Source organism: Calothrix sp. CBUCES-K 9914 (genome assembly GCF_059640475.1).
In genome coordinates this window covers 1-26,513 of record NZ_JBXXZH010000124.1, presented here as the reverse complement: position 1 = coordinate 26,513, position 26,513 = coordinate 1, and the positions used below count along the sequence as shown (strand labels likewise).

General features: G+C 39.5%; 24 protein-coding genes and 1 pseudogene. 13 read left to right on the top strand and 12 right to left on the bottom strand.

Annotated elements, in window-relative coordinates:
• Nucleotides 1-593 (top strand): Uma2 family endonuclease (locus AC2JBO_RS25100; protein ID WP_496956356.1); only part of this gene is annotated, 593 nt, incomplete at its 5' end.
• A gap of 87 nt (nt 594-680) precedes the next feature.
• On the opposite strand, the gene AC2JBO_RS25095 is transcribed toward AC2JBO_RS25100, so the two are convergent.
• Entirely contained in the window at nt 681-1,538 is an 858-nt protein-coding gene (locus AC2JBO_RS25095) for a hypothetical protein (protein WP_496956355.1), read from the bottom strand.
• 533 nt (nt 1,539-2,071) lie between these two features.
• Between AC2JBO_RS25095 and AC2JBO_RS25090 the strand changes: the two genes are divergently transcribed.
• The 5 genes and pseudogenes from AC2JBO_RS25090 (at nt 2,072) to AC2JBO_RS25070 (ending at nt 6,578) form a co-directional block, all read left to right on the top strand.
• A complete protein-coding gene (locus AC2JBO_RS25090; RefSeq protein WP_496956354.1) occupies nt 2,072-4,516 on the top strand; it encodes a dynamin family protein in 2,445 nt (814 codons plus the stop codon).
• An 89-nt stretch (nt 4,517-4,605) separates the two neighbouring features.
• Nucleotides 4,606-4,881, top strand: a pseudogene (locus AC2JBO_RS25085) (Uma2 family endonuclease); the annotation flags it as partial.
• A gap of 117 nt (nt 4,882-4,998) precedes the next feature.
• Nucleotides 4,999-5,268: a DUF2281 domain-containing protein gene (locus tag AC2JBO_RS25080; protein ID WP_496956353.1), complete on the top strand. Its 270-nt coding sequence runs from the start codon at nt 4,999-5,001 to the stop codon at nt 5,266-5,268.
• Entirely contained in the window at nt 5,268-5,711 is a 444-nt protein-coding gene (locus tag AC2JBO_RS25075; RefSeq protein ID WP_496956352.1) for a type II toxin-antitoxin system VapC family toxin, read from the top strand. The genes AC2JBO_RS25080 and AC2JBO_RS25075 overlap by 1 nt, the downstream gene beginning before the upstream one ends.
• Nucleotides 5,712-5,966: 255 nt before the next feature.
• On the top strand, nt 5,967-6,578 hold the full coding sequence (locus AC2JBO_RS25070; RefSeq protein WP_496956351.1) for an exopolysaccharide biosynthesis protein: 612 nt from the start codon (nt 5,967-5,969) through the stop codon (nt 6,576-6,578).
• A gap of 251 nt (nt 6,579-6,829) precedes the next feature.
• Here the strand turns inward: AC2JBO_RS25070 and AC2JBO_RS25065 are convergent, their stop codons facing one another.
• The 4 genes from AC2JBO_RS25065 to AC2JBO_RS25050 form a co-directional block, all read right to left on the bottom strand.
• Nucleotides 6,830-7,003, bottom strand: coding sequence for a hypothetical protein (locus AC2JBO_RS25065; RefSeq protein ID WP_496956350.1), 174 nt, complete (start codon nt 7,001-7,003; stop codon nt 6,830-6,832).
• A gap of 28 nt (nt 7,004-7,031) precedes the next feature.
• Entirely contained in the window at nt 7,032-7,694 is a 663-nt protein-coding gene (locus tag AC2JBO_RS25060) for an ABC transporter ATP-binding protein (RefSeq protein ID WP_496956359.1), read from the bottom strand.
• Nucleotides 7,695-7,815: 121 nt separating this feature from the next.
• Nucleotides 7,816-9,015, bottom strand: a complete 1,200-nt coding sequence (locus tag AC2JBO_RS25055) for an ABC transporter permease (protein WP_496956358.1) — start codon at nt 9,013-9,015, stop codon at nt 7,816-7,818.
• A 120-nt stretch (nt 9,016-9,135) separates the two neighbouring features.
• Complete coding sequence (locus AC2JBO_RS25050) at nt 9,136-10,722, bottom strand: efflux RND transporter periplasmic adaptor subunit (protein WP_496956349.1); 1,587 nt, start codon at nt 10,720-10,722, stop codon at nt 9,136-9,138.
• A gap of 404 nt (nt 10,723-11,126) precedes the next feature.
• Between AC2JBO_RS25050 and AC2JBO_RS25045 the strand changes: the two genes are divergently transcribed.
• Complete coding sequence (locus tag AC2JBO_RS25045; RefSeq protein ID WP_496956348.1) at nt 11,127-11,474, top strand: hypothetical protein; 348 nt, start codon at nt 11,127-11,129, stop codon at nt 11,472-11,474.
• Nucleotides 11,464-11,907, top strand: a complete 444-nt coding sequence (locus AC2JBO_RS25040) for a hypothetical protein (RefSeq protein ID WP_496956347.1) — start codon at nt 11,464-11,466, stop codon at nt 11,905-11,907. Before AC2JBO_RS25045 ends, AC2JBO_RS25040 begins: the two co-directional genes overlap by 11 nt.
• A 101-nt stretch (nt 11,908-12,008) precedes the next feature.
• Here the strand turns inward: AC2JBO_RS25040 and pstB are convergent, their stop codons facing one another.
• The 4 genes from pstB to pstS all read right to left on the bottom strand — a co-directional run bounded on the left by pstB (nt 12,009) and on the right by pstS (nt 16,057).
• Complete coding sequence (pstB, locus tag AC2JBO_RS25035; RefSeq protein ID WP_496956346.1) at nt 12,009-12,815, bottom strand: phosphate ABC transporter ATP-binding protein PstB; 807 nt, start codon at nt 12,813-12,815, stop codon at nt 12,009-12,011.
• Nucleotides 12,816-12,863: 48 nt separating this feature from the next.
• The gene (gene pstA / locus AC2JBO_RS25030) at nt 12,864-13,745 is read right to left on the bottom strand and encodes a phosphate ABC transporter permease PstA (RefSeq protein WP_496956357.1); all 882 of its coding nucleotides are present in this window, start codon (nt 13,743-13,745) and stop codon (nt 12,864-12,866) included.
• A 64-nt stretch (nt 13,746-13,809) separates the two neighbouring features.
• Nucleotides 13,810-14,760 (bottom strand): phosphate ABC transporter permease subunit PstC, encoded by a 951-nt coding sequence (pstC, locus tag AC2JBO_RS25025; protein WP_496956345.1) that lies wholly within the window; start codon nt 14,758-14,760, stop codon nt 13,810-13,812.
• 97 nt (nt 14,761-14,857) lie between these two features.
• Nucleotides 14,858-16,057, bottom strand: a complete 1,200-nt coding sequence (gene pstS / locus AC2JBO_RS25020; protein ID WP_496956344.1) for a phosphate ABC transporter substrate-binding protein PstS — start codon at nt 16,055-16,057, stop codon at nt 14,858-14,860.
• 469 nt (nt 16,058-16,526) lie between these two features.
• Between pstS and AC2JBO_RS25015 the strand changes: the two genes are divergently transcribed.
• Nucleotides 16,527-17,111, top strand: coding sequence for a biotin transporter BioY (locus AC2JBO_RS25015; protein ID WP_496956343.1), 585 nt, complete (start codon nt 16,527-16,529; stop codon nt 17,109-17,111).
• 33 nt (nt 17,112-17,144) lie between these two features.
• Nucleotides 17,145-17,612 carry a signal peptidase II gene (lspA, locus tag AC2JBO_RS25010; RefSeq protein ID WP_496956342.1) on the top strand — a complete coding sequence of 156 codons (468 nt, stop codon included), beginning with the start codon at nt 17,145-17,147 and terminating at the stop codon, nt 17,610-17,612.
• A 71-nt stretch (nt 17,613-17,683) separates the two neighbouring features.
• On the opposite strand, the gene AC2JBO_RS25005 is transcribed toward lspA, so the two are convergent.
• A complete protein-coding gene (locus AC2JBO_RS25005) occupies nt 17,684-18,739 on the bottom strand; it encodes a hypothetical protein (RefSeq protein ID WP_496956341.1) in 1,056 nt (351 codons plus the stop codon).
• A 503-nt stretch (nt 18,740-19,242) separates the two neighbouring features.
• Here AC2JBO_RS25005 and AC2JBO_RS25000 point away from each other — a divergent pair.
• Complete coding sequence (locus tag AC2JBO_RS25000) at nt 19,243-21,510, top strand: transglycosylase domain-containing protein (RefSeq protein WP_496956340.1); 2,268 nt, start codon at nt 19,243-19,245, stop codon at nt 21,508-21,510.
• 62 nt (nt 21,511-21,572) lie between these two features.
• Here AC2JBO_RS25000 and AC2JBO_RS24995 read toward each other — a convergent pair whose 3' ends face one another.
• Together AC2JBO_RS24995 and AC2JBO_RS24990 are read right to left on the bottom strand one after the other, a co-directional pair.
• Nucleotides 21,573-23,081 (bottom strand): DUF4335 domain-containing protein, encoded by a 1,509-nt coding sequence (locus AC2JBO_RS24995; protein WP_496956339.1) that lies wholly within the window; start codon nt 23,079-23,081, stop codon nt 21,573-21,575.
• A 3-nt stretch (nt 23,082-23,084) separates the two neighbouring features.
• Nucleotides 23,085-23,714 carry a DUF3038 domain-containing protein gene (locus AC2JBO_RS24990; protein ID WP_496956338.1) on the bottom strand — a complete coding sequence of 210 codons (630 nt, stop codon included), beginning with the start codon at nt 23,712-23,714 and terminating at the stop codon, nt 23,085-23,087.
• An 851-nt stretch (nt 23,715-24,565) separates the two neighbouring features.
• Between AC2JBO_RS24990 and AC2JBO_RS24985 the strand changes: the two genes are divergently transcribed.
• The gene (locus AC2JBO_RS24985) at nt 24,566-25,084 is read left to right on the top strand and encodes an adenine phosphoribosyltransferase (RefSeq protein ID WP_496956337.1); all 519 of its coding nucleotides are present in this window, start codon (nt 24,566-24,568) and stop codon (nt 25,082-25,084) included.
• Between the two features lie 99 nt (nt 25,085-25,183).
• A complete protein-coding gene (locus AC2JBO_RS24980) occupies nt 25,184-26,230 on the top strand; it encodes an ABC transporter permease (RefSeq protein ID WP_496956336.1) in 1,047 nt (348 codons plus the stop codon).
• Nucleotides 26,231-26,513: the final 283 nt, after the last annotated feature.

Sequence of the window (26,513 nt, the reverse complement as noted above, 5' to 3'; positions counted from 1 at the left end):
GACAAGATTTAAGATTAAGTTATGTAACTTGGCAGGAGAACGCAAACCCTTTTGTCGTGGTTGAGCTATTATCTCCAGGTACAGAAGATGAAGATTTAGGAGAAAAAGAACAAAAAGAAAATAAACCTCCAACAAAGTGGAAAGTATACGAAGAGATTTTACGAGTCCCTTACTATATAGTGTTTAGTCGCTACACTAACGAAATTCAACCGTATCATCTTGTTGGTGGTCGTTATGAAGCAATGGATTTTAGCAACGGACGCTTATTAATGCCAGAATTAGGTTTAAGTTTGGGGTTATGGCAAGGAACATTTCTAGGTATTGATCAGTTATGGTTACGATGGTTTACTCTTGAAGGAGAATTTATTCTTTTTGCTGAAGAGGAAGCACTGTTAGCTAAACAAGAAGCTGAGTTAGCTAAACAAGAAACTGCCAAAGCTAAACAAGAAACTGCCAAAGCTAAACAAGAAACTGCCGAAGCTAAACGAAAAGCTGAGTTAGCTGAACAAAAAGCTGAGTTAGCTGAACAAAAAGCGGCAAGACTCGCAGAACAATTGCGTCAGCTAGGCATAAATACTGATGATATTAAATGATTTTATATACTTTGACCAGTGAGGCAGCTGTCCCCAGCCGCTCCACAAGATATAAGATAGATGTTTATATGTGTAAGATATTAATGTTTAAGAGAACTGTATTTGTAACAGTAAACGTTCTTCTTTAATTGGTGGTATTGCTCTGTGGTAACAGTAAGGGTCTTGAATAAAACCTAAGCCTTCTTCTCCTTCTATCAGTATTTCATTTCTTTGTCCGTAATATTTGATTAAATAATCTTTAGGCTGTATTGCATAATTAAATAGCATCCTGAAGTTTTTATGGTTGTGAGAACCTTTTATCATTGCATGGGCGCCAGAATATCTATCTGTATCTGACAAATAAAAGTTCGCATAAACCGAGTTAAATTCTCCAATATCATAGTGATAGAGATTTCCTTGATTTAACTTCATTCTAACTTCATCTGGTAATTCTAAAACGAAACTCCATCTTAAAAGCGCGCGAATCTTTTTTGGAGAGTAACCTAGATATTTTTCGATAATTATCCTCAAAACAGGGTCGTTGATAATTTGTTGAATAGCACTACATTTTAATGGTTCAATAGCAATACCTTGTACTATTGCTCGTCCATCCGCTAGAGAGCCATTTTTAACATCGCTATAATAAAAATGAGTTTTTCCATTTTCTTGCGCTAACAAAGTATTTTTAGAAAATGTTTGAATTTCGGTGACAATTTCTTTTGGTAGCTTTAACCCGATAAAAACTGCTTCTTTCTTTAACGATTTTAATGCAAAATCTATGTGTATATCCTTGAAAAAAGTCTCATTTTCATAATTAAAATTTTTTGTATACCCCAAAAATGATTGTTTATACTTACTACATACGCTGTATAACCAACGAGCGATTTTAAATCTTCCTAAAATATGAGCAATACTTCTTTTACTCGAAATTATATTGGAAATTGCGGTAATTATACTCGACACCATAAAATACTTACAACGTTAATTATTAGATAAATAGATAGATAGATAAGAAGAAAGAAAAAAAATAAATTGCCTTGGTCTCTATATTGGTAAGAAGCTAATATATACGCACATTTTTTTCAAAGCATGAAAAGTAACTTATGGCTGATAACTTTAATTTGCTGCTTTATACGACGTTATGCATTAATAAATCACCCTATTAATTCTAATGAAAATTGCATAACATATGATAAATTTAAAATAATCTTACATTATCTTTATTTTTGAACGTAAAAAATACGTGCAGACACCCAGCTAAGAGACAAACATTCATCATATTGGCAGAACAAAATCACACTGTCAAGTTCTTGTGCTACGAATTATTGAGTATCAAATATTGTGTAATTTTGAGCAGCATAAATTCTTGATTATAAATGAATTTTATGTGAATAAAAAATATTAAATAAAAGTTTAAAGCTTTCTCTGTAATAATACTGAGCCAAGTTAAATCTAGTCATTCTTAAAATGTAAGCATAGTAACTAGTAAAGTGTCTACCATGTCACAGTCCCCGTTGCAGTGTCAAAACCTCAAAGCACAAGTAGATGATATTTTAGAACTTCTGCACCAAGAGTCTGCTTTACGCGCGTGCGATATTACTCCTGTCCAAACTTCTTTGGGTAAAACAATATCACCAAAGTTTGAAATTGTATTCGCAGGCGCCTTCAGTGCAGGCAAGTCGATGTTAATCAATGCACTGCTTGGACGTGAATTATTATATAGTGCAGAAGGACACGCGACGGGAACAGAATGTAAGATTGAGTACGCAGAACCTGATAGAGAGCGAGTAGTACTGACGTTTTTGAGTGAAGCAGAAGTTCGTGAACAAGCTATTTCAATATGTCAGCAGTTAGGTTTTACCAACGTTACAAATATAAATAAAGCTGAAGTCGTTGAATTATTGCAGCAAGGGTGTAAGACAATTATTGAAAAAGAAGGTGGCGAAACAAAATCAGAGTTAGCCAAACAAGCAAAGGCTCTGATTTTATTACTAGAAGGGTATGTGACAAACAGACAACGAATTAGTACTCTTGATAATGCCACGTATTCGATGGAAGAGTTTAATTTTACTACGCTCAAAGAAGCTGCTGGGTACGCGCGTAGAGGAAGTAACAGCGCAGTATTAAAGCGGATTGAATATTACTGTTATCATCCTTTACTAGAAGACGGTAACGTAATTATAGATACACCAGGCATTGATGCGCCTGTTGATCGGGACTCCGCTTTGGCTTACGCAAAAATTCAGCATCCTGATACGTCAGCAGTGGTATGTGTGTTAAAATCTGCGGCAGCAGGTGAAATGACGAAGGAAGAAACTCAGCTTATAGAAACAATCTCTAATAATCCTGGGATACGCGATAGAGTATTTTATGTTTTTAATCGAATTGATGAAACTTGGTATAATGCCCAGTTGCGGCAACGACTCGAAAGTTTATTGAATGTACAGTTTCGTGAAAGTACGAGGGTTTATAAAACGAGTGGTTTGTTAGGTTTTTACGGTAGCTTGATTAAACAAACAGCAAAGAGTGATAGATACGGTTTAGATACAGTTTTTGCTGAAAGCGTAAAAGGTTTAAATGGAAAAGAAGAGACACCACAGTTTGTTTATGCTTTTAATAATTACTGTGTAAATTCTGGTAAGTTGTCTCCAACTCAGTTTCGGATATCAGTAAACGGATATGAAACACCTAATCAAAACTATACGCGAATTTTAGGTGATTGGGGTGATGAGTTAATCGAACAGTTAATTAAAGATAGTGGAATTGAAGAATTTAGAGGCGCCATAACCCGTTATCTCAACGAAGAAAAGCGTCCACAACTATTCAAAAATCTTGCTGATGATTTAGGAACTGTTTGTATTCAACTCAAAAATCATTATCAAACGGTGCAGCGTGAGTTATATAGTCAACCGAGCGAAATTGAAGCGATGAAAACTCATGAGTTACAGCGTCTCAACCGCGAGTTGCAGGAAATTGGCAATGCACTACGCTCTCATCTTACTCAAGAAGTAAACAGTACAATCAATAATGAGTGTAATGCGTTTGAAACTGATTTTAAACAGCTTCAAGCAAAAATGATTCAACGTTTAGATGAGTTGTTAGAATCATTTTCTGTTGCAGACGCATATCGACGTGCTACCATTAGTCACCCTCGCAATGCAACGGCGCCGTTATTAGCTATTCTAGTAGAAGCTTTTTATTATCTAGCAAATCAACTCGAAGACGTGTTAGTTCAATCTACTTTGGGATTAATTAGCAATTACTTCAAACGCTTAAGCGCGCGTATTAGTACATCAGATTACTACCGCCAATTGTACCGCTTGCTAGGTAACGATAGCGGTATTGAAACCGAACTTAAATTACTTGAGAAAGAAATAACTTTAGCTTTAATTAATGCAGCAAGCGTAGAATGCGACCGTTTTGTACGTGAAAGTCCAAAATTCTATGAAGAAGGCACTTTTTCTATCCAGCACTTTCGCAAAACATTACAGCAAACCTCACTTGGTTACGACAGCGAAAGTATGATAGACGCAGAACCAGAAATTCGACAACTACTAAAATTAGACTTTGAGCCAAAAGTATCCAGCACCATCCGCAAAACCTTCCGTCAAACAATTAATCAAACCCTAAAAAACCAACTTCTACCCCTAGCAGACAAACAAGCTGACGTAATACTACAACAGTATGCAAGCGCGCGGAGCTATTTAGAGAAAACATTAGAACAAGAAGCAACAGAGAAAATTGCTCAAAACCAACGTTTGTTAGAAACATTAGAACAAAAAATCACAGCGTATAATCAAGTCACTTCTAGTATAAATAACTGCTTGCAAGCAATGGGTTTAAATCAGCATTTATTACCATCTATCTATGAGATTCATCGTAATTCTAACGGCGCCAACACCATTGTAGATAATATTCCTTTGACAAACAGTTTGTTAAATTAGCCTACAATTGTGGGGTGGGTGTCCTCACCCCTTCAGAATATTGTGACGGGCAAGGATGCCCATCCCACAAGAAAATTTTGAATGTTGTCATGACCTACACTCCGCCAAAACTACTTACCATTGAAGATTTTTTATCTCAATACCGAGATAACCCCCGCTACGAACTAGCAGATGGAGAACTTATTGACATGGAACCAAATAGCCCTCACGAAACGGTGAGCGCTACACTTGCAACTCAAATAGGCACCCAAATTATTGTAGAAAAGCTTCCCTGCTTTATTCCTCGCACCTGTTTAATTGCTCCATTCGCAGATGCTATTACCGCTTGGCGCCCAGATATTGTAGTTTTGGACGAAACGATTATCTCTTAGTCTCAAAGTTTTTTTAGATAATGTTATTTCTCGTTAAGTGTTATATTATTGGAGTAACAAGATCAATTTTAACTAAAGATACCTGACGCTAAAATAATTTTTTGAGTTACTATGGCAACAAAACAAGAACTTATACAAGAGATAGAATCTACACCAGAGACTATTTTGGCTGAAACCCTGAATTATCTGCGCTACTTAAAAATCAAAGATACTCAAGTACACTCAAATATTAAAACTTTACAAAATTCAACAGGACGTTCATTATTAGAACATTTAAAAACGATAGGGAGATGGGAAGGTGATGATTTAGAAGAATGTCTTGAATCAGTCATTGCAAGCCGTGGACAAGCAAAATTTGATTACGATAATCCCTTTGAATAATGTACTTACTAGATACTAATCATTGTAGCGCTGCAATTTTAGGCAATACTAACGTCTTGAATCGGATTGCTGGACTCGAAAATAGCTTGGTTACAACCTGTGTTATTGTCCAAGGAGAACTAGTAGACATGGCAGAACGTTCTCAACGAAGGGAAAGTAATTTATCTCTTGTTAATAGATTTCTTCAGAGTATATATATTTATAACATCGATGAATCTACGGCTACTATTTACGGTAAATTGAAAGCAGCCTTATTTAATGAATTTGCGCCGAAGGAAAAAAACAAGCGCAGAAAGACTACAATGATTAATTTAGGCTTTGGTGAAAATGATATTTGGATTGCTGCGATTGCTATACATAATAATCTTACACTTGTATCAGCAGATAGTGATTTTGTGCGGATTAAACAGGTAAAGGAATTAACTATTGAATCATGGATTTAAAATAGCATCCAGCTAGGTTTTTTGTAATCAATATAAAATTAAGCCTCCGCTAAAAAGCTCTCAACAGTAATATGGGTAAGGTCGTCAGTGACGAACCTACACGTGCAGTACAAATGATTCATAAAGTTGGCTAATTGTACCGCTGGGAAATTGCTTAAATTTTGATGCCAAAATGTGCGGATACAGACTCTGGGTTTGGATTAGAGTAAAGTTTGGTAATAATAGTTTCGTAAATACCCATTACCCTGAAGTGTTATGCACCTGAGATTTTCTCAAGATATCAAGACATTATTGCAACATTTAGCCGAAAAACCTCTGACTTTGGGTGACATTATCGCAGAAACCTCAGAACGGGGTTTTAGTTTAGTAATTGCATTAATGGTATTACCCTTTTTGTTGCCTATGCCACCAGGGTTAAGCACTCCTCTTGGTCTAGCTTGCTTGTTGATGTCAGTGCAGATGGCTCTGGGTAAGCGTACACCGTGGCTTCCAAAAAAAATTGCCACTATCGAATTCCCTAAGCGTTTTGCTCAAGCACTATTGAAAAATTTACAACGTGTAACTAAAATTTTAGAAAAGATTTCTCGACCGCGTTTTGAGAAAGTTGCCGAAAATAACATAACCTGGCGCCTCAATGGCATATGCTTAACTTGGTTAGCGATATTACTCATGTCACCATATCCTCCTGCAACTAATCCTATTCCCGCTGTCGGAATGTTACTGTTGGCAGTCGCGACGATTGAGTCTGATGGTATATTAATGTGCTTAGGCTATGTAGCCACCGTTATAAACACTTTGTTTTTCGGCTTTGCATTTTACCTTTTGTATGCAGGTGCCACCTATTTACTACCTAATATTTTTCGTTAATCAATGTAAAATCAAAGCCGTCCTGAAATACTAGAAAGTTGACTGGGACGGTTATCTATACGTTCGACATCACATTACTAATCGCTTTTATAAGTTATTCTCGCGCATATTCTTGGATAGATTTTTAGATTAAGCTATCATCTATATTTTCGTAGTCAGATTTTGAATAATATTACTCAGAATAATAAAATCGACTGTTTTAACATAGTAAATAACTCGATATCCACCAAAGGGCACCCTTTTTATTATCACTATATTTTTACCCTTGCTTTATATATTTCATAGTCGAATCCTTTTAAACGGTCGCCGACTATTTCACAATTATTTAATCTATTAATTGAACGATAGGATTTAGCTAAATATTTAAGATTTATCAAGAATATTTCACTCAGTACTACCTGAACAGGTTTATCATCAGTCTGCATCTACTTACACAATCATGTTTTTCGTTTACTAATTTATAATTAAACCGTCTTGAACTCGAATAATGCGTTTTGTTTGAGCGGCAATATCTGGTTCGTGAGTGACAATTACAATTGTAATACCTTGCTCGTTAAGTTCCGAAAGCAAATTCATTACTTCTTGGGATGTTTCTGTGTCTAATGCTCCTGTTGGTTCGTCTGCCAAAACTAATGCTGGTCGGTTTACTAACGCGCGCGCAATAGCTACTCGTTGTTGTTGTCCACCCGAAAGTTGACTCGGACGGTTATTTACACGTTCAGCTAAACCGACTCTTTGCAATGCTTGTAATGCTCGCTGGCGCCGTTGTGTTTTTGATACGTTGGCATAAACCATTGGTAACATAACATTATCAAGGGCAGTAGCGCGCGCCAGCAAGTTAAATTGTTGGAAGACAAAACCAATTCTTTGATTACGTATATAAGCTAATTCGTCATCATCGTAAGTTGTCAGGTTTCTGCCTTCTAATATATAGTGTCCAGATGTAGGACGGTCGAGACACCCAATAATATTCATTAACGTAGATTTTCCTGAACCAGAGGCGCCCATTATTGCTACATATTCTCCTTCATCAATAAAAAGCTCAATTCCCTTAAGGATGGGAACACTCATTTCTCCTAAGTGGTAAGTTTTAGTAATCGATTCCATGTAAATCATAATCTTACGTAGCATAGGCGTCCCGCCTGTGCGATTTGAGGATGGTCAAGCAAGATAATTGGACGGTCAGGCGAGATAATTGGACGGTCAGGCGAGACGCCTAACCTACAAATTCGTATAATTAATCGCTTCTAAGAGCGGTGATAGGGTCTAATTTGGCAGCGTTACGCGCGGGAATTACGCCAGCTACTAAACCAACGGTTAGGGAGAGTCCTAAGCCGGCGATGATTGATAATACAGAAATAACAAAGGGAAACTTGAAAATATTTGAGGCGCCAAAGGCTATTAGAATACCACTGCCAATTCCAATTCCTCCTCCAAGCGTGGAAATTACGATTGCTTCAGTTAAAAATTGATTGAGGATTGCTGAATTTGTGGCGCCTACTGCTTTACGAATTCCAATTTCGCGCGTTCGTTCAACGACGGATACTAACATGATATTGGCAATTCCAATTCCCCCTACAACCAATGATATTCCAGCAATGGCCACAATCATTACTGTAAATAAACCAACTATATTGGTAAAAGTACTAATAATATCGGCTTGGTTGACAATGCGAAAATCATCTTCTTGGGGTGGATAGATATTGTGACGTAAGCGCAAGAGATTGGTAACTTGAAACTGAACTGCGTCTAATTGGTCTCCCGCTTTAATTAAAATTCCACTTACAGAAACTCCTGATAAAGCGTTGTTGCCAACTAACCTTGCTGACATAGTAGTTAAAGGGATAAAAATAACTTCATCTCTATCCATTCCTCCCTGCGAACCTTTTGGCTCTGTTACCCCAATGACTTCAAAAGCTTCACCTCGAATTCTAATTCGTTTTCCTATCGGGTCTGTACGATTAAATAAATTACTTTCGATTGTTGGACCAATGACAGCAACTAATGATGCAGTATCAAGTTCTTCTTGGCTAAAATATCTGCCGCTTTTAATTTTAACATCTCTAACTATTGGGTAATTTAAATCTGTCCCGTAAACTGGTGTTGAGTTATTCTGACCTTCATAAACTACTTGTGCATTTCTTTGTAAGTAAGCAGATACAGCTTGTGCAGACGGCGCCTGTTCAGCAATTGCCGAAGCATCATCCCATGTTAATGTACTACTACTTCCAGTTCCCTGACGAACACTTCCACTTCTTGCGGAACCAGAAAACACCGAAAGAACATCGGGACCTAGTGATTGAATTTGTTGCTCAGTTCCTTTTTGTACACCTTGACCAACAGAAGTAATGGCAATAACCGAGGCTATACCAATAATTACACCTAGCATCGTTAAGCCAGTGCGTAATTTGTTACTCCACAGCGTCTCAACTGCCATTGATACAATCTCTGACACAGAAATTGAGCGGTTACTTTTGTGTTTAAGGTTGTCGTATTTATAATCCTTTTTAGGATGAGACTTGACCATAGGAAATATTTAAAATTTAGTATAAATAACTTACAACGGGGCGCCACGTCTCGAACCGCCACCAGAACCACCACCAGCACCACCAGGTCCACCACCAGCACCCGGGAATACTCCGCCGCGCGGTGTAGATTGAGGCCTTTCCCCTGGTGGAAAGCTTAGTAATATCCTTTCGTTTCCTTTCAACCCAGATTTAACTTCTGTATATCTATTAACTGTTACACCCGTTTCAATACGAGTAAATACTGGTTTATTGTCTTTACCAGCAACATATACACCTGTACTTCTTTGTCGGCGTACAACTGCTGCTGTTGGCACTACAAGAGTATCTTCTAATTGACCAACTTGAAAATCTGCCGTTACATTCATTCCTGAACGCAGTAAATTTTTGTTATCAGAGACAATTGCTGCTTTGACTTGGAAACTAGTAACGTTTTGTTCTACTGTTGCTTGAGCAGCAATTTGAGTAACTTTACCCTCAAAAACTACACCTGGGTGAGCATCTGCTGTTATGAGTACTTTTTGACCAAGTTTAATTTTACTAATATTTACTTCGGCCACATTTGCCACAAGTTCATTTGTTGAAGCAAGAGATACTACTGACGAAGAAGTTGCACTAGATACAGCACTACCTGAAGTTGTTGGTGTTACAAAGGCGCCAGGGTCAGCATACTTTTGCGTGACAACACCATCAAAAGGCGCCTGAAGTACTGTGTCATTAATTTGAGTTTGAATAGTTTGCAACGAACCGCGTGCAGATTGTACTTGAGCGCGCGCTGCTTGTATTTCTTCAAGTCGAGTTCCCGCTTTTAACAATGCTAAAGCTTGCTGCTTCTGTCTAACTTGCGCGCGCACGGTTTCTATATCTTCTGTACGTGAACCAGCTTTTTGTAATGCCAATGCTTGTTGCGCTTCTGCAACTTGACCTTGCGCGCTATCTCTATCTGCACGACTTTGATTTAAAACTTGAAGCGAAATGGCGCCAGAATTATAAAGCTCTTGATTACGACGTAAATTATCTTCAGCTTTAGTTAAACTAGCTTGGGCAGACTGTAAACGCGCTTGTGCTTGACCAATATCTTGAGGTCTGTTACCTGTAATGGCTTTTTGTAAATTTGCCTGAGCTTCATCTAATGCAGCTTGTGCAGAAGCAATATCTTGAGGACGATTTCCTGCGATTAACTTTTGTAGATTAGATTCTTGCTGCGCTAACTGTCCTTTAGCTTGAGTAAGTTGTCCAAGCAAATTGGAATCATCCATACGAGCAATAATTTGTCCCTGTTTAACGGTATCACCTTCTTTTACAAGCAGTACTTTAAGAACACCCGACTGTTTCGGACTAATATTAATCGACCGTTGAGGCTTAATGGTTCCATTGGCCGAAACCTTTATCGGTAAAGTTCTCCTTTCTACAGGTTGAGTTAAAACCTTACTTTTAGCCTCTTGAGCAGGAACAATCACTACTTGACGATAAACCGCATAGCCAATTCCACCTAAAAGCCCTAGAATTACTACCCAAGGCAGCCAGCTAATTTTACGCTTCTTCTTTCTATCTCGTTTGTCTTGTTTTTCTGGTAAAAAACCCGTATTATCTACTGGGTTCGATGTGTCTAATGTCATATAGAACTTTTCCGTATAGAATATATGTAATAAGGGTAACTCAATAGATGTTATGAGAAGTACAGTGGTTGTATTTTTTTATATGTATAGTATTCCCAGATTATTCATTTGGCTGGATAGATTCAGATTATAGGTGCTTCCTGTGCGTTCGGCACCTACCTGTTTTTTATATCTATACTATACGGTAAACTTTGAAGACTGTATGTGTCAAAAGTTTTAAACCGTTCATGACTTTAGTCACGTTTACGTGGTTGTAAGGGTTTTCAGCACGCGGTTGCTTCTATAAAATTACTTGTATGACTATACCATTAGCTTACAGACGCTAATGTATGCTCGATATTAACTACATTAAGTGGATCACTTTTGAGTTATTATAGTACTGTAGACTGAAAATTATTTTACAAATGACCTTAGAAAAGCTGGCAAATCAATCTCTCCTTGAAAAAATATATACCTTTAGTAATGAGCCTGATATTGTTCATTACCTAGATGAAAATAGTAATCTAGAATACTTATTACTTGAAGCACATGATAAAATTAAACAAGTCTTCCCAGAAGAGAGATTATCATTAAGAGTTGCGTTTGACCCGGAAATCGTGGGATGGCGAAGGTTAGTAATTGATATTCACACCAAACTGGATGCTGATGAAGCATTCAACAAAATAAAGATACTTGATAATAATTGGTGGCTTGATATAGTATCTACAAGAGGTAATGATTTAGATATTAATATTGAATTTGATGAAGTTTGATTGGCGTGAGTATTTCCATTTAGCACAAGAACTGGCTAATCTAAACGCTGGTAGTTCTGAAGAATCAGCAACTAATTCTCAACTACAGGTATCAGAAGCAAAACTACGTTCTTGTATAAGCAGAGCATATTATTCAGCATTTTGCATATCTAGAAATTATTTACGAGATATTTTACATGACCCTAGACTCTCAAAAGCAAGAATAGGTGATGTTAATGAGCATCAATATGTGGCTGATGAATTTATATATAATAATGCCAAAAATAAAAAATTAATTCAAATTGGAAATGACTTAAGACGATTACGTGAGTATCGAAATAAGTCTAATTATGATGATCAGATATTTAATTTACACAAAGAAGTAAAATTTGCCTTAAAACTAGCAGAAAGTATTATTGCTAAAATTAATGAACTAATTCAAGATGCAGAGTAAAAAAATTATTCACCATGCTTGGAACAAAAACAAAATCCCAGGTATATTTTACCTAGGATTGAAGTTTGTGATTCATAAGCGCTTTCTAGAGCAGCTAAAAATTAACCGAACTTACCACTGATATATTCTTTGGTTGCTTCCTGTTGAGGGTCTTGGAAAATTCTTTCGGTGCGGTCATATTCTACTAAGTAACCTGTACGTCCACCTTTTTCTGAGGTTTGAACGTTGAAGAAGGCTGTTTTGTCTGCAACGCGCGATGCTTGTTGCATGTTGTGAGTTACTATGACAATTGTATATTGCTCTTTTAATTCGTGGATCAGTTCTTCAACGCGCAAGGTTGAAATTGGGTCGAGCGCTGAACATGGTTCATCCATGAGGATAACATCTGGTTGAACTGCAATTGCGCGCGCTATACATAAACGCTGTTGTTGTCCACCAGATAAAGACAAACCGCTTTGACGAAGTTTATCTTTCACTTCATCCCATAATGCTGCTTTTTTAAGGCTACTTTCAACTAGTTGATCCATGTTGCCTTTGAAGCCGTTAATTTTGGCGCCCCAAGCAATATTATCGTATATAGACTTTGGAAATGGGTTTGGACGTTGGAAAACCATTCCAATTCTTCTGCGTACTTCTACTGGGTCAACATTAGATGCGTATAAGTTATGACCTTGGTAAATCACATTACCTTCAGCCCGAAAACTTTCGATTAAATCATTTAGACGGTTGTAACATCTTAAGATTGTACTTTTACCGCAACCAGAAGGACCAATAAATGCTATGGCTTGGTTTCTAGGGATATCAAGCCAAACATTTTTAACTGCTAAAAAGTTACCGTAGTAAACGTTTAATCCTTCAGTTCTAAGAACTGTATCTGTATCATTGGCTGTACGAACGTTAGTAGCCATATATTTCAGGTTGCGTTGTGTAGATAATGGTGTGTTTGATTTGTTTATTTAGTAAGCTTTACGTCTGGTTGCAAATCGCGCGATGATACTCGCTATCAAAACCATCAGCACCAGAATTAAAGATGCTGCCCAAGCTAGCGACTTCCACTTTTCATAAGGAGAAATTGCGTAGTTATAAACTAAAACCGCTAAAGAAGCTGTTGGTTGAAGTAACCCTTGAGGTGTTAATGAAGGCCAACCAGATGAAAATAAAGCCGTGAACAATAAAGGTGCTGTTTCACCTGCCGCGCGTGCAACTGCCAATGTTGCACCCGTAACTATTGCTGGTACTGCTGCTGGCAAAACTATTGCCGATACTGTTTGAAATTTAGTGGCGCCAACACCAACAGCAGCTTGCCGTAGGTCGTTGGATACTAACTGTAACGATTCATCAGTGGTTCTAACAATAATTGGTAGCATCAAAATTGACAGTGCAAACCCACCACCAAGTGCTGAATAAGAACCCCAACCTAACTTGTTCAAAGTCAAAACTACGACACCATAAGCAAATACACCAGCAATAATAGATGGTACACCACTTAAAACGTTTGTAGCAAATCTTATCCATCGAGATAATTTACCAGAACTAAATTCGGTTAAGTAAATTGCAGCTAGAACTCCCACTGGAATACTAATGACAGCGCCAATTACTACCATGATAATAGTACCTAGAATCGCGTTACCGAAACCCCCCTGCTTTGGTCCAAATGGTAACGGTGGTAACTCAGTAAATACTCTTGGGCTGACACTGCCAAAACCTCGGAACAATATGTAAGAAAGTACTGCTGCTAACGTAAAAATCGCAACGGCACCGCAAAAAAATGCGACACCAGTCATGATTGAATTAAATAACGTCCTGGGAGCAGATGGGGAGTGAACTAAGCTACCCATCGTATAGTTACTCGAATTATCTGACAAATTAGAAGACATATTTCACTCACTACTATAAGGCTTACTATATTCGCTTAACTCGCATCACAATTACTTCTGCCAAGACGTTAACTACAAGCGTTAAGAAAAACAGCACTAACGCTGCGTACATCAAAGCACCAACTTGTAAACCACTCGCTTCAGCAAACTGGTTTGCGAGTAGAGAAGAAATCGTGTTTGCTGGTGAGAATAATGAAGGACTGATAGTGTTTGAGTTGCCAATCAACATTGTTACTGCCATTGTCTCACCCATTGCTCGACCAAGTGCCAGCATTATCGCACTGACTATTCCGGAAAAAGCAGCAGGTACAAGAACTTGCAGTATAGTTTCCCAACGTGTGGCGCCTAACCCTAAAGATGCTTGTCGTAAGCTCGGAGGAACCGAGTTGAGAGCATCGCGCGAAATTGCTGTAATAATTGGTAGAGTCATGATTGCTAGGATAATTCCTGCAACCAACATATTTGGACCTGTTGGAGTGCTGCTAAATAGTGGTATGAATCCGAGCATCGCATTCAAACCTTTGCCAACACCTGTCAATATCGGAACTAAAACAAAAAGTCCCCAAACTCCGTAAACTACACTTGGAATTGCCGCTAGCAGTTCTACCATGAACACCAATACTAGTCTAACATTCGCTGGTAAAAAGTCTTCGGAGAGAAGAATTGCTGCACCAACACCAAGCGGTACAGATATTAATAGTCCAATAAAAGAACTAACAATAGTTCCGTATACCTGTGGCAATACGCCGTAATTATTAACTACTGGGTTCCAGTCTGTTTGTACTAAAAATCCAGCACCAAACTTTTGGATAGCTGGAAACGCTTGTATCGCAACCTGAATTGATATCCATACTAATATGACAGCAATTCCTATTGCAAAAAGTCTTGTTATCCAAATAAAACCACGGTCAAGGTTTTTGTCAACCTCTGAGCGTGATTTTGCAGAAGCCTCATTGCCTTGAGCTAAACTACTCATGAATAAATCTACCCATCAATGCTTATAAATGTGAGAGCGAACAAGAAAAGTTAGGAGTTAGGAGTTATGAATACTACTAACTTTTACTCGGTCTTTATTACTTGCTAGCACTGGCGCCAGTACCACTGCCACCGACGCTAAGTTTATATTCAGGACTAATTTGGTCTGCTGCTGCTGCAACTTTTTGGACTACGCTAGCAGGTAAAGGAACATAACCTAATTCAGTAGCTGACTTTTGACCTTCAGTTAAGCCATATTCAATCATTGCTTCTACAGCTTTCGCTTTTGCTGGGTCAGAATACTTCTTGTAAGCTAAAATCCAGGTATACGTAACAATTGGATAAGAGTCAGCACCTTCTGGGTCAGAAATAAACGCGCGTAAGTTATCGGGTAGTTGTACTGATTCTAAAGTCTTGGCGCCTGATTGCTCGTTAGGTACAACGAATTGACCACCTTTGTTTTGCAGCGCGGCAAACTTTAGATTGTTTTGTTTAGCATAACCGTACTCAACGTAACCAATTGAACCTGCGGTTTGTCCAATTTGTGCGGTTACACCTTCGTTTCCTTTACCACCAATACCTACAGGCCATTTTACAGACTTCCCGTCGCCAACTTTTGTTTTCCACTCTGGACTAATTGCGCTGAGGTGTTTGGTGAATACTCCTGTTGTACCGCTACCGTCGGAACGATATACAACAGTGATAGGAGTGTTAGGTAACTTGGCACCTGCGTTATCTTTTGCAATTGCAGGGTCATTCCATGACTTGATTTTGCCCAACAATATATCTGAATAAACAGCGCGCGATAGCTTCAATTCAGGAGCATCAGGCAAATTATATGCTAGTACAATACTACCAGCAGTCATTGGTAGGAGTAAAACTCCTTTATCTGCGGGTACTTTTGCGATTTCTTCGTCCTTCATTGCTACGTCGCTAGCACTGAAGTCTACAGTTCCTTTGGTAAATTGCTCAACACCGGCACCGCTACCAACTGATTGATAGTTGATTTGCAAGTTGGGGTATTTCTGGCTCAAAGTTTGGAACCATGTTAAATATAGTGGAGCTGGGAATGATGCGCCTGCACCAGTTAGGGCAACATTACCGCCAAGGTCAAGCTTACCAGGTGTCGAAGAAGTTGCTTCTTTTGCGGCGCCAGGTGATGCTTCAGAACCTGGAGTTGCTGTATTATTTGCGGCTTGGTCTCCACCACCGCAAGCAGTCAAGCTTAAAGTTAAAGCTAACGCAGGAACTACTCCCACGATACGTTTGCCGATATTGAAAGGATTGCAAAAAAGCATGGGAAGGTAATTTGTAAATATTTGGGGTTACTGTGCTAACAATATCGTGCGTATTTTAAGAGAAGGTTAAAGGAAACAATAACCATTCAAAAAATTTATGCTAACTATGGAACAATAAAGAATTCTAGGTATCATGACTTAAATACACGCCAAACATCTACTACAGGCTAACTCCAGACTCGTATGATGCTGTGACAAGCACCGACAGCAATTTCAGTATATCAGACAAATTTAGTCATATATATAACCTTTGCATTAGTATTATTTCGGTTAAGATTAAAGAGTTTGAGATTTAACAGAATTGTAAAGCTTTGTAACAATTTGATGAATTTGATGATAAATTCTGTGAGAACTAAAACAAAGTTTTCAAGTCAGGTCAAAATTAAGCTGGAGCCAAGAATTCGGTTTCTTATATATATGTATATATTGATATTGCCGTCATTGTAAGAGTGAAATTTCGTTAAATATAATGCTAGCTGCGTCCAATCAATTATTATGGTCAATGATTGGCTTACTGCTGACGATGGGGGGTACCTTCCTCGAAGCGTATGTCACAACCCTACCTTGGAACTGGAGTCATGGAATCCAGACTTCTTCTCTTGGTGTTACGTATCAAATTGGTGGGGTATTACTGGTTGGATGCTTGGGTGGTAAGAATGCTGGCGCCCTTTCGCAAATAGCTTACTTAGTTATGGGTTTAACCCTATTACCAGTCTTTTCTGATGGTGGTGGTATCGGTTATATCAAGCTATTGCAATTTGGATATTTACTCGGTTTTATACCAGGAGCTTGGATTTGCGGTTTATTGGCATTTAAAGCTAGACCACGACTTGAGGCTTTAGCATTGAGCTGTACGTGTGGGTTGTTTACTGTTCACCTTTGCGGCATTATCTATTTAGCGCTCGGTTATATACTGCATTGGAAAGGTACAGAAGCGCAAACCTTGATACAAGCAATCTTAAAATATTCTTGGTACGCACTGCCTGGACAATTCATTATAGTTTGTGCTGTTAGCGTTATCGCATTCGTACTGCGACATTTAATGTTTTATTAGGATATTTTCCATTCCCTAACCTAGTCTCAAGTAATGCACGTAAAAAATCGCAATTTCTGGATAGCTGCTTTAACTGCTTTTTTCCTAGACCAATTAACTAAATACTGGATATTACAGAGTTTTCAACTCCGGCAAACACGACCATTGATAGATTCCGTGTTTCATTTAACCTACGTTCAAAACTTCGGCGCCGCGTTTAGTCTTTTTTATGGACAAGTCGAGTGGCTGCGGTGGTTATCTTTGGGTGTTAGTTTGGCTTTAGCTGCATTGGCTTTATTTGGTTCTGAGTTAGCTTTTTGGGACAAATTTGGTTATGGGTTTATTCTTGGTGGCGCTATGGGTAATGGAATTGACAGATTTGTTCTTGGATACGTAGTTGACTTCTTAGATTTTCGGCTTATTAACTTCCCTGTATTTAATTTTGCTGATGTATTTATTAATGTAGGTATTGCTTGCCTTATTATAGGTAGTTTTCAAAAAACCCCTACTAAAAACACATAAATATAATATAGAGACCGTAAATTTACGGTCTCTACATGCAAGGGTGATAATTCTTACCTTATGTTTTGTTTCTAATTTTTCAAACTACCTGGTGTTTGAGAACCGGGAGTTACTTCAGGAGAAGTACTACCAGGTACAGTCATGTTATTCGGGGTATCGCTACCAGATGTCGGTGTCTTTAATGTACCTGAATTTCCATCAGTGCTACCAGGGGCGCCTGGGATTGGATTCAAAGGTGCGCTTTCTCTGTTAATGCTACTACCAGGAGTTGGAACGGAAGGAGTTTCGTTACTACCAGGAGTTGTTGTTGTTCCACTGGGTGTTTCGATGCTACTACCAGGAGTTGTTGTTCCATCTGGAGTTGTTGTTCCACTAGGAGTTTCATTGCCGCCAGGTAATGATGGTGTAACTGGAACAATCAGTTTATTACTGCCACCACTTGGTTGATTAGGGTCACCAGGTTGATTAGTGCCACCACTTGGTCCGGTTGCAGGTGCCTGGGAACCTGTACCATCAGTCGATGGTTTAGTAGGCGACGTATTATTTGTGCCACCTGGATTATTACTGCCACCAGGAGTACTTGGATCAACAGGTGTTACTCCACCGCTTGGAGTTGGGCTGCCTGTTGGGTTAGTATCACTAGGTGCGCTGCTACCTGTTCCTGGTGTCTTTTCTTGACTTGAACCAGGTTGAGTTGAATCACGATTAGTGCTACCAGGATTGCCAGTACTGGGGTCAACGGGTGTTACTCCACCGCTTGGAGTTTGGCTACCAGTTGGGTTAGTATCGCTGGGTGCGCTGCTACCTGTTCCTGATGAACCGCCTTGTGTACTACCTCCAGTAGGGGCACCAGTTACACCTGGGCCTTTTTCAGATGTACCGCTACCACTTCCTCCCGTTGTCGCATTAGCACCGCTTTGGCAGCGTGAATTGAGGGGGAAATTTTGACACAAAATCTTCATCCCTTCAGGCGACATTTTTATTTCTGATGCTTGAGTTGCTTTAGACTCTTTCTCTCTCTGAGCCTGCGCCAGTTCAGGAAACTTTGTTGATTGAGCAGCGGCAACGTTGCAAGATAAGGCCAAACTACAGGCTGTACCTACTAGGGTCAGAAATTTTCCCTTCATATTACTTTACCTCAACACCTCAACACGTACTCCGCTCATTTAATCAAACAATGCAATTTAGGAAATCTTCCATTGGGCGGATGTATCTCCAATCAGAATATGTACCCCAATTCTTGCTTAAGTGTTGAGGCTGTTGAGTAATGTTAAATTATATATCGCTAAATATACTTAGAAGAGTCTAGCTTAATACCAGTTGAAAATAAATATTTATTCTTGATAGAGAGCATAAGCATAGATATAGAGCCTAATATAGAGCATTTCGGCTTTGTAATCAAGAGCAAAATTGTTGTATATTTTGGTGGCGGAAAAAATGTATCATTATTAACAAACTAATTTTAGCTAATGTATTTAATTAATCTATATTAAATTATTGTTGTGACTATTTGAAACAATTCTGCAAGTGCCAGCGTCTTGATAGGCTTATGAGTACAATGGTGGAATAGCTAGCATCGCCCGCTCGAGTCTCGCCTAACTTTACGTAATAACCGTGGTGTGAATAGCCGATGAGTTCCCCCCAACCTCCTCAAAAGCCGCAAACTGTGCTTGGTCAGTTGACGCAAGCAGTGCAGACAATTCAAGCTAGAGTCGATTTTTCCAAATTAGCACTCAAGCCAAAAGCCAGGGTTCCAGAACTCTGGGTTCAAGATGCGGGGGCATCTCAAGCGGAAGTATATCCGTTGCTAGGCGACCGCTACATGCTTGGTCGCAGTTCTAAATCCTCCGATATTGTTGTTCGCAACCCAGTCGTCAGTCAAATACATTTATCGCTGTCGCGCGACTCTAGTCAGCGGCACCCAGTATTTGTAATTAAAGACGAAAATTCGACAAATGGTATTTATCGTGGTAAACGTCGCGTTACCTCCTTAGAGTTACGTCATAGCGATATCTTGACTCTTGGTCCGCCGGAACTTGCTGCTAGTGTGCGTTTACAATATGTAGACCCACCACCTTGGTATATTAAAGCGGCAACATGGACTGGTTATGGAATAGGTGCCTGTGCTGGTTTACTAGCCTTGACTATCGGCATTGAGTGGCTGAAATTTTCAGTTCGTCCGCTTCCAGGCGCCACACGTTCGCCAATTGTAATTACAGCGCGCGATGGTATTACGCCACTGCGGGAAACACGGACAACCGCTCACGTTGATCTTAAACAGCTTGATGACTTTGGTCCTTACCTTCCAAATGCGGTTGTTGCCTCGGAAGATAGCCGTTATTATTGGCATCCTGGTGTTGACCCATTAGGAGTTGTACGGGCAATACTTATTAACACTCGTAGTGGCGATGTTCAACAAGGCGCCTCGACTGTGACACAGCAGGTCGCGCGTAGCTTATTCCGCGACTACGTTGGAACTCAAGATTCAGTAGGTCGTAAGTTTCGTGAAGCTGCCGTATCGTTAAAATTAGAAACTTTTTATAGCAAGAACGAAATTTTACTAACTTACCTCAACCGAGTTTTCTTAGGTGCTAATACTTCTGGTTTCGAGGATGCATCCAAATACTACTTCGACAAATCGGCAAAAGAACTAACCCTTGCAGAAGCGTCAATGTTAGTTGCAATTCTACCGGCGCCGAATCGATTTGATTACTGCGGTGGAGAGAAAAAATTCCGAACAATCGAATATCGTAACCGCGTCTTGCGCCGTATGCTTGATATGGGCAAAATCAAGCAAGATGAATACAACCGCGCGCGACGTTCACCTGTTGAAGTCAGTTCTAAAGTTTGCGACCAGCAGGCAAAAACTATTGCTCCTTATTTTTATGATTACGTTTTTTCTGAACTTCAAACTATATTAGGGGCAGATTTAGCACGAGAAGGCAACTTTATTGTCGAGACACAACTTGACCCTACGATTCAAACCAAAGCCGAAACAGCTCTGCGTGATTCAGTGCGTACTGATGGTTCTGCATACGGTTTTTCACAGGGTGCAATGGTGACAATAGATACTAGGACTGGTGCAATATTGGCAATGGTAGGTGGAACAGACTATCGTAAAAGTCAATTTAACCGTGCTTTTCAAGCTAAACGCCAACCGGGTTCAACTTTCAAAGTATTTGCCTACACAGCAGCGATTGAAAAGGGGATTTCGCCGGAAAAGTCCTATTCCTGCGACCCTCTACGGTGGCAGGGATTTCTGTATAAACCATGTCGGTCTGGTGCTGGTGGAAGTCTAAGTCTTGCAACAGGACTTGCGTTGTCAGAAAACCCTATTGCTTTGAGAGTAGCGCAGGATGTTGGGCTGGATAATGTTGTTAAAGAAGCAAAACGCTTAGGTGTAAGTTCACCCCTTCAGGCTGTACCTGGTTTGATTTTAGGGCAAAGCGTTGTTAATGTTTTAGAAATGACAGGAGCATTCGGCGCAATTGGTAACAATGGTTCATGGAACCGTCCTCATGCAATTAGTCGGATTTTAGACAGTAGCGATTGTCGTGACCGTAATGATTTAAAAACCTGCCGGGTTATTTATTCCTACGACCAAGACCCGGATGCAAACAAGCGTGTTTTATCAAAAAGTGTCGCTTCTACGATGACAGGATTACTTAGAAATGTCATTACAAATGGTACAGGTAGAAGCGCTGCTCTCGGTTTAGGTGAAGCAGGCAAAACAGGAACTACCGATAAAAACGTAGACCTTTGGTTTATCGGTTTTATTCCTGAGCGTCAACTAGCTACTGGTGTTTGGCTTGGAAACGATGAAATTAAACCCACATCCGGAAGTAGCGCTCAAGCAGCTTCACTCTGGGGGAAGTATATGGGACGAATTGTTAAATAAAGTGCTGAGTGCTGAGTGCTGAGTTATGAGTATTACTCAGCACTCAGCACTCATAACTCTTTTTATTGATATCCTTTCCACGGTTGAATTTCTAATGTGCCACTGGGTTTGAATATTACTTCGTAGTGTGCCAGTGGTTGCTTGGTATTTGGCGCCGCAACATTAGAGCCGTAGATTTCATTAAATATTTTAGGTAGAGGAGTTTCTCGATAAAAGTCGAAAGCACCTTTATTGAGTGGTTCGTAGTCGGCAATTATACCCTCTTTATTCACTGCGACTCGATACTTTAAATCACTATTGAAAGTGGGAGTGCCACTCCAACTCTTACGAATCGTATCGTATAATTTTGTATTTAGTTCTTTGATCTGGCTTTCATCTTTAATTTTTTCACCAACTACTTGCGGAGTTTTAGAATAACCTAACCAAGGACTTACTTCTAAGACACCTTGTTTTCTAAACACTACCCGGAACTGAGCAATAGGTTCATTCGTTGCTAAACCTTTGGTTGCAGGGTTGTAGATCAAATTCGGTAAAGGTGTTTGACTTACTACGTCGTTTGCAGTTTTATTAATTGGTTTGTAGCCAAGAATTGAGCCATCTGCTGCAACACCTACGCGGAATACCACATCTTCGCTGAAGTTGCTACGTCCTGACCAAACTGGGTTAATTTGGTTATATACTTGGCGGTTTAATGCCCGCAGTTGTGACGGGTCTTTAATTTCTGGAACTGTTTTTAAAAGTGCTTCGATATCTTGAGGTGTACCAGGAGTCGCTGCTACTGTCGGTGTTGGTGTCAGTGCAGGAGTTGGCGCCAAAGAATTATCTATAGTTGGAGTTGCAGTCGCACTTGGTGTCGGAGTTATTGCCGACGCTTCTGTTGCTATTGGGGTGCTATTTAATGCTCTTTGAGTTGCTTCGGGTGTTGTACTAGCTATAGCACTAGTTTCTTTTTGCGCTTCAGGTTGCGGTACTCTTGGCTGTGGAGTTGGAATTAAGCTAAACGCAAATGCTGCTGCTGCTAAACTTGATAACCCTACGGTCGCCGGTACTGCTTGCTTCACTAATGCTTCTGAGGCGCCACCTTCACGTCGAGAAACTGATGCCAGAGCAAGAGTTAATTCTGGTAATGTTTGGCTGTCTGCAAAAAATTGATCAACTGCTTCAACTATATCAAACAATTGTACTGTATTAATTTCAATTTCTACAGGCATTTTGCTCTCAGAATTGTTCGAGTCATTCGTCGCAACTGCGTCTGAGATTACAATTAATTTGTGACGATTGCTATCAATTTTGTGCAGTTGTACTAGACTTTTTTCTTGATCTTGTATCAGTGGGTTTGGGACATTGCTTAAAAACTGCTGGGCATAACCGCTAACCGTGCGTACTAAACTTTCAAAAAATTCACGTCCCCCTGCTAGAGGTTGTTTCAAGCCAGATAGATAGCATTCCGCATTCACTAATATAGAGAGTTCTGGACGCATTTCTTGGAAATGCGTAGCCTTACTAGCATCGCTTAAGCCTTCTAGAAGCAGTGTACAATTTGGTAAACTATATTTTCTCTGAATATTCATAAATCAATTCACTTCACCGTCGAAAAGACTAATCCAAAACCGCTGCATTCCAGCAGTACCTGTACAAAATAATAATTTGCCTAATAAATCAATTGCTAGCTCGTCTAGTTTTTCGTCGCTTGTCACAGATAGTACACCTGAACGACGTGGATTCATACGGCTTTTGAAATGCGCGCGGAACCTTTCTAAATAGTTAGATAACCGAAGATTTTGTTCCAATGGTATCTGTTTATCAGTCATTTGCTGGTAGATAATCAGCAACTGGCGAATTGTAACTGTCAAACGACGCGCGATGTAACAAGCTATTACGACTAATGCTTTAGCTTCCATAATCGTTAAGGGACGACGTATATGCGCTCTTCGTATGGGATTACTGCTACGCATTCGCCACAGGTGTACTCGGTCTTTAATGATACCTTTGAGGTCTAATTCTTCAGCAAAAGCTAAAATTGCTTCAGAACCACCTAGTTCTAGAGCTTCTATTGCGAGTAAAATCAAGTCGATTTGCAACCGAGTTCGACGGGGACAATCTTGTCCTTCAATCGCTGGTTCTGGTAAATTGTCCAAAATCATCGGAAGCGACGACGGCATGGAATTATTGTTATAAGGCGTTAAACTAGCTGAGACATTCATTATAAATACCATTACAAGGCTGCAACAATCTACATAAAACTAATTAAACATAGTAGGCGCCATTACGAAGCTAAGAGCGCAGGCGCACTTTAGACGGAGCGACAGTAAAGGGACTGTCTGATATATACATTAGTTACTCATTCGATTCAAAGGTTTCCGTATACTCAAATCAATGTTTTATTGGATAGTTTACCCACGTTGTTAAGCACATCTTTAAATTTGGGTGAAATTTACCAAATTTCATTGGAACACCCATTATCTTAGCTTCGTGTAGATTCGGTTAATCGTCAATGCGTCGTCTCACTAGATAGCAGCATAATGCAATAAATGATGGCAAAAAGTAATAAATCTGTGGAAAGCAAAACTTCTCTCTAAGGAGAAGTTTTGCGTGGAAAGGCAGTTACGCCACTCTTTTAGGGTAAAGTTTGCTTCAACAATGTTTAAGGTTTTTGTCACGTCTGACCAAGACAGTTCGTGGATTTTGGTTTTTCTCCTTCATAAACTAGGTAATGTTCCTCATCCGAGCGCTTAGGACTAGCGAATCCTATTAAGCTCCTAGTATCCTTAAACGTAGCCAGAAGGCTGAGTCTGGTGTAGCCGGGTAGGTTCCTACCTTTCATTAATCACAGATTTACCAGAGTTTATCCTGATTAATTGTGACTCACGCCGGATTACTCCGCTTTATTAGCTACTCTATTATCTATTGCCAACGCTCAAAGATTCCATGCTCTGTGTGCGTCCCTAGGCATGATATTGTACGATTTGGCAATTTGTGAAGGCGCTGCTTCTTACTTCACGCTGCTGATGTTAAGCATCAACTCAAAAAACGTTCACTGCCCTCAATATATTGTATGGATTTAAAGTCGTTAATTCGTGACATTCCAGATTTTCCTAAACCCGGTATAGTCTTTCGGGATGTTACTACATTACTACGCGATGCTAAAGGACTGCGTTACACTATTGAACTGCTTAAACAAAAGTGTATCGAAGCGAACTTAACCATCGATTATGTAGTCGGTATGGAATCACGAGGGTTCATTTTTGGCACTCCTCTTGCATACGAACTTGGTGTCGGTTTTATCCCGGTACGTAAACGGGGTAAGCTACCAAGTGCTGTGTACTCAGTCGAATACCAATTAGAATATGGTACTGACTGTTTGGAAATCCATCAGGATGCCTTGCAACCAGGTTGCCAAGTTTTAATCGTAGACGACTTAATTGCAACTGGTGGAACTGCTGCTGCGACAGCAAAGTTACTTAGTAACATCGGCTGCAATCTTGTTGGATTTGGGTTTATCATCGAGCTACGAGATTTAAATGGACGCGCTTGCTTGCCGCAAGTACCAATTATCTCGTTAGTACAGTATTAAATTTGCTTCAGTTAATGGTCAATAAAAAGACTTACTAGTAAAGTTGCTCTATTGACTATTAACTTTTAACCATTAACTATTGAATATTAACTTCTAATTATGACTGCAAGCAGGGTTTCTTGGGAATCGGGAAAAGATTCATTAATAAGATTTATTACAAGCGATACATTTATTTATGTCACCAAGCGTCTTTTACAAGCACTGTTAACTTTATTTTTTGCATCTGCCCTATCTTTCATTATCATCCAGTTGGCGCCAGGAGATTACCTTGATACGCTGCGGCAAAATCCGAAAATTTCACCCGAACGCATTGCGGAATTAAAACGCCAGTTTGGTTTAGATAAATCATGGTTCGAGCAATTTTTCTTGTGGTTGCGACAAATATTAACAAAAGGGGACTTTGGACAAAGCTTTGTTTATCAACGTTCGGTATCATCGTTGTTATGGGAACGAGTACCAGCAACCTTATACTTAGCTATTTCGTCACTTATCGTGACATGGGCAATTGCTATTCCTCTAGGAATTTTTGCCGCAGTTAATCAAAATCGTGCGGCTGACCGAATTTTACAAGTTATTAGCTATGCAGGACAAGGTTTTCCTAGTTTTGTGACTGCGCTTTTACTGTTAATATTTGCTCAAGTTACGGCTCCTTTGTTTCCTGTAGGTGGTATGACAAGTATCTACCACGATGAACTAAATGTGTTCGGTAAATTCATCGATATTGTTTGGCATATGTTTTTACCCACCATTGCTTTGAGTGTTACTAGCTTTGCTGGGTTACAACGTATTACCCGTGGTGAATTACTTGACGTACTGCGACAAGATTATATTCAGACAGCGCGCGCTAAGGGTTTACCAGAAAACCGCGTTATTTACGTCCATGCGCTTCGCAACGCGATTAACCCGTTGATTACACTTTTGGGTTTTGAGCTAGCTTCATTATTAAATGGCGCCTTTATCGCTGAGTTCTTCTTTAACTGGCCTGGTTTAGGTAGATTAACTTTACAGGCACTACAGGCACAAGATTTATATTTATTAATGGCTAGCTTGGTTATGGGCGCCGTTCTGTTAATCTTGGGTAACTTGATCGCCGACCTACTGCTTAAGTACGCTGACCCACGTATTAAACTTGAAGACCTGAATTAATTCAGTGCTGAGTGCTGAGTAATGAGTGCTGAGTAATAACTCATTACTCTTAACTTTTAACTCAGCACTCAGCACTCAGCACTAACTCATTACTCTTAACTTTTAACTCAGCACTCAGCACTCAGCACTAACTCATTACTCTTAACTTTTAACTCAGCACTCAGCACTCAGCACTAACTCATTACTCTTAACTTTTAACTCAGCACTCAGCACTCAGCACTAACTCATTACTCTTAACTTTTAACTCAGCACTCAGCACTCAGCACTAACTCATTACTCTTAA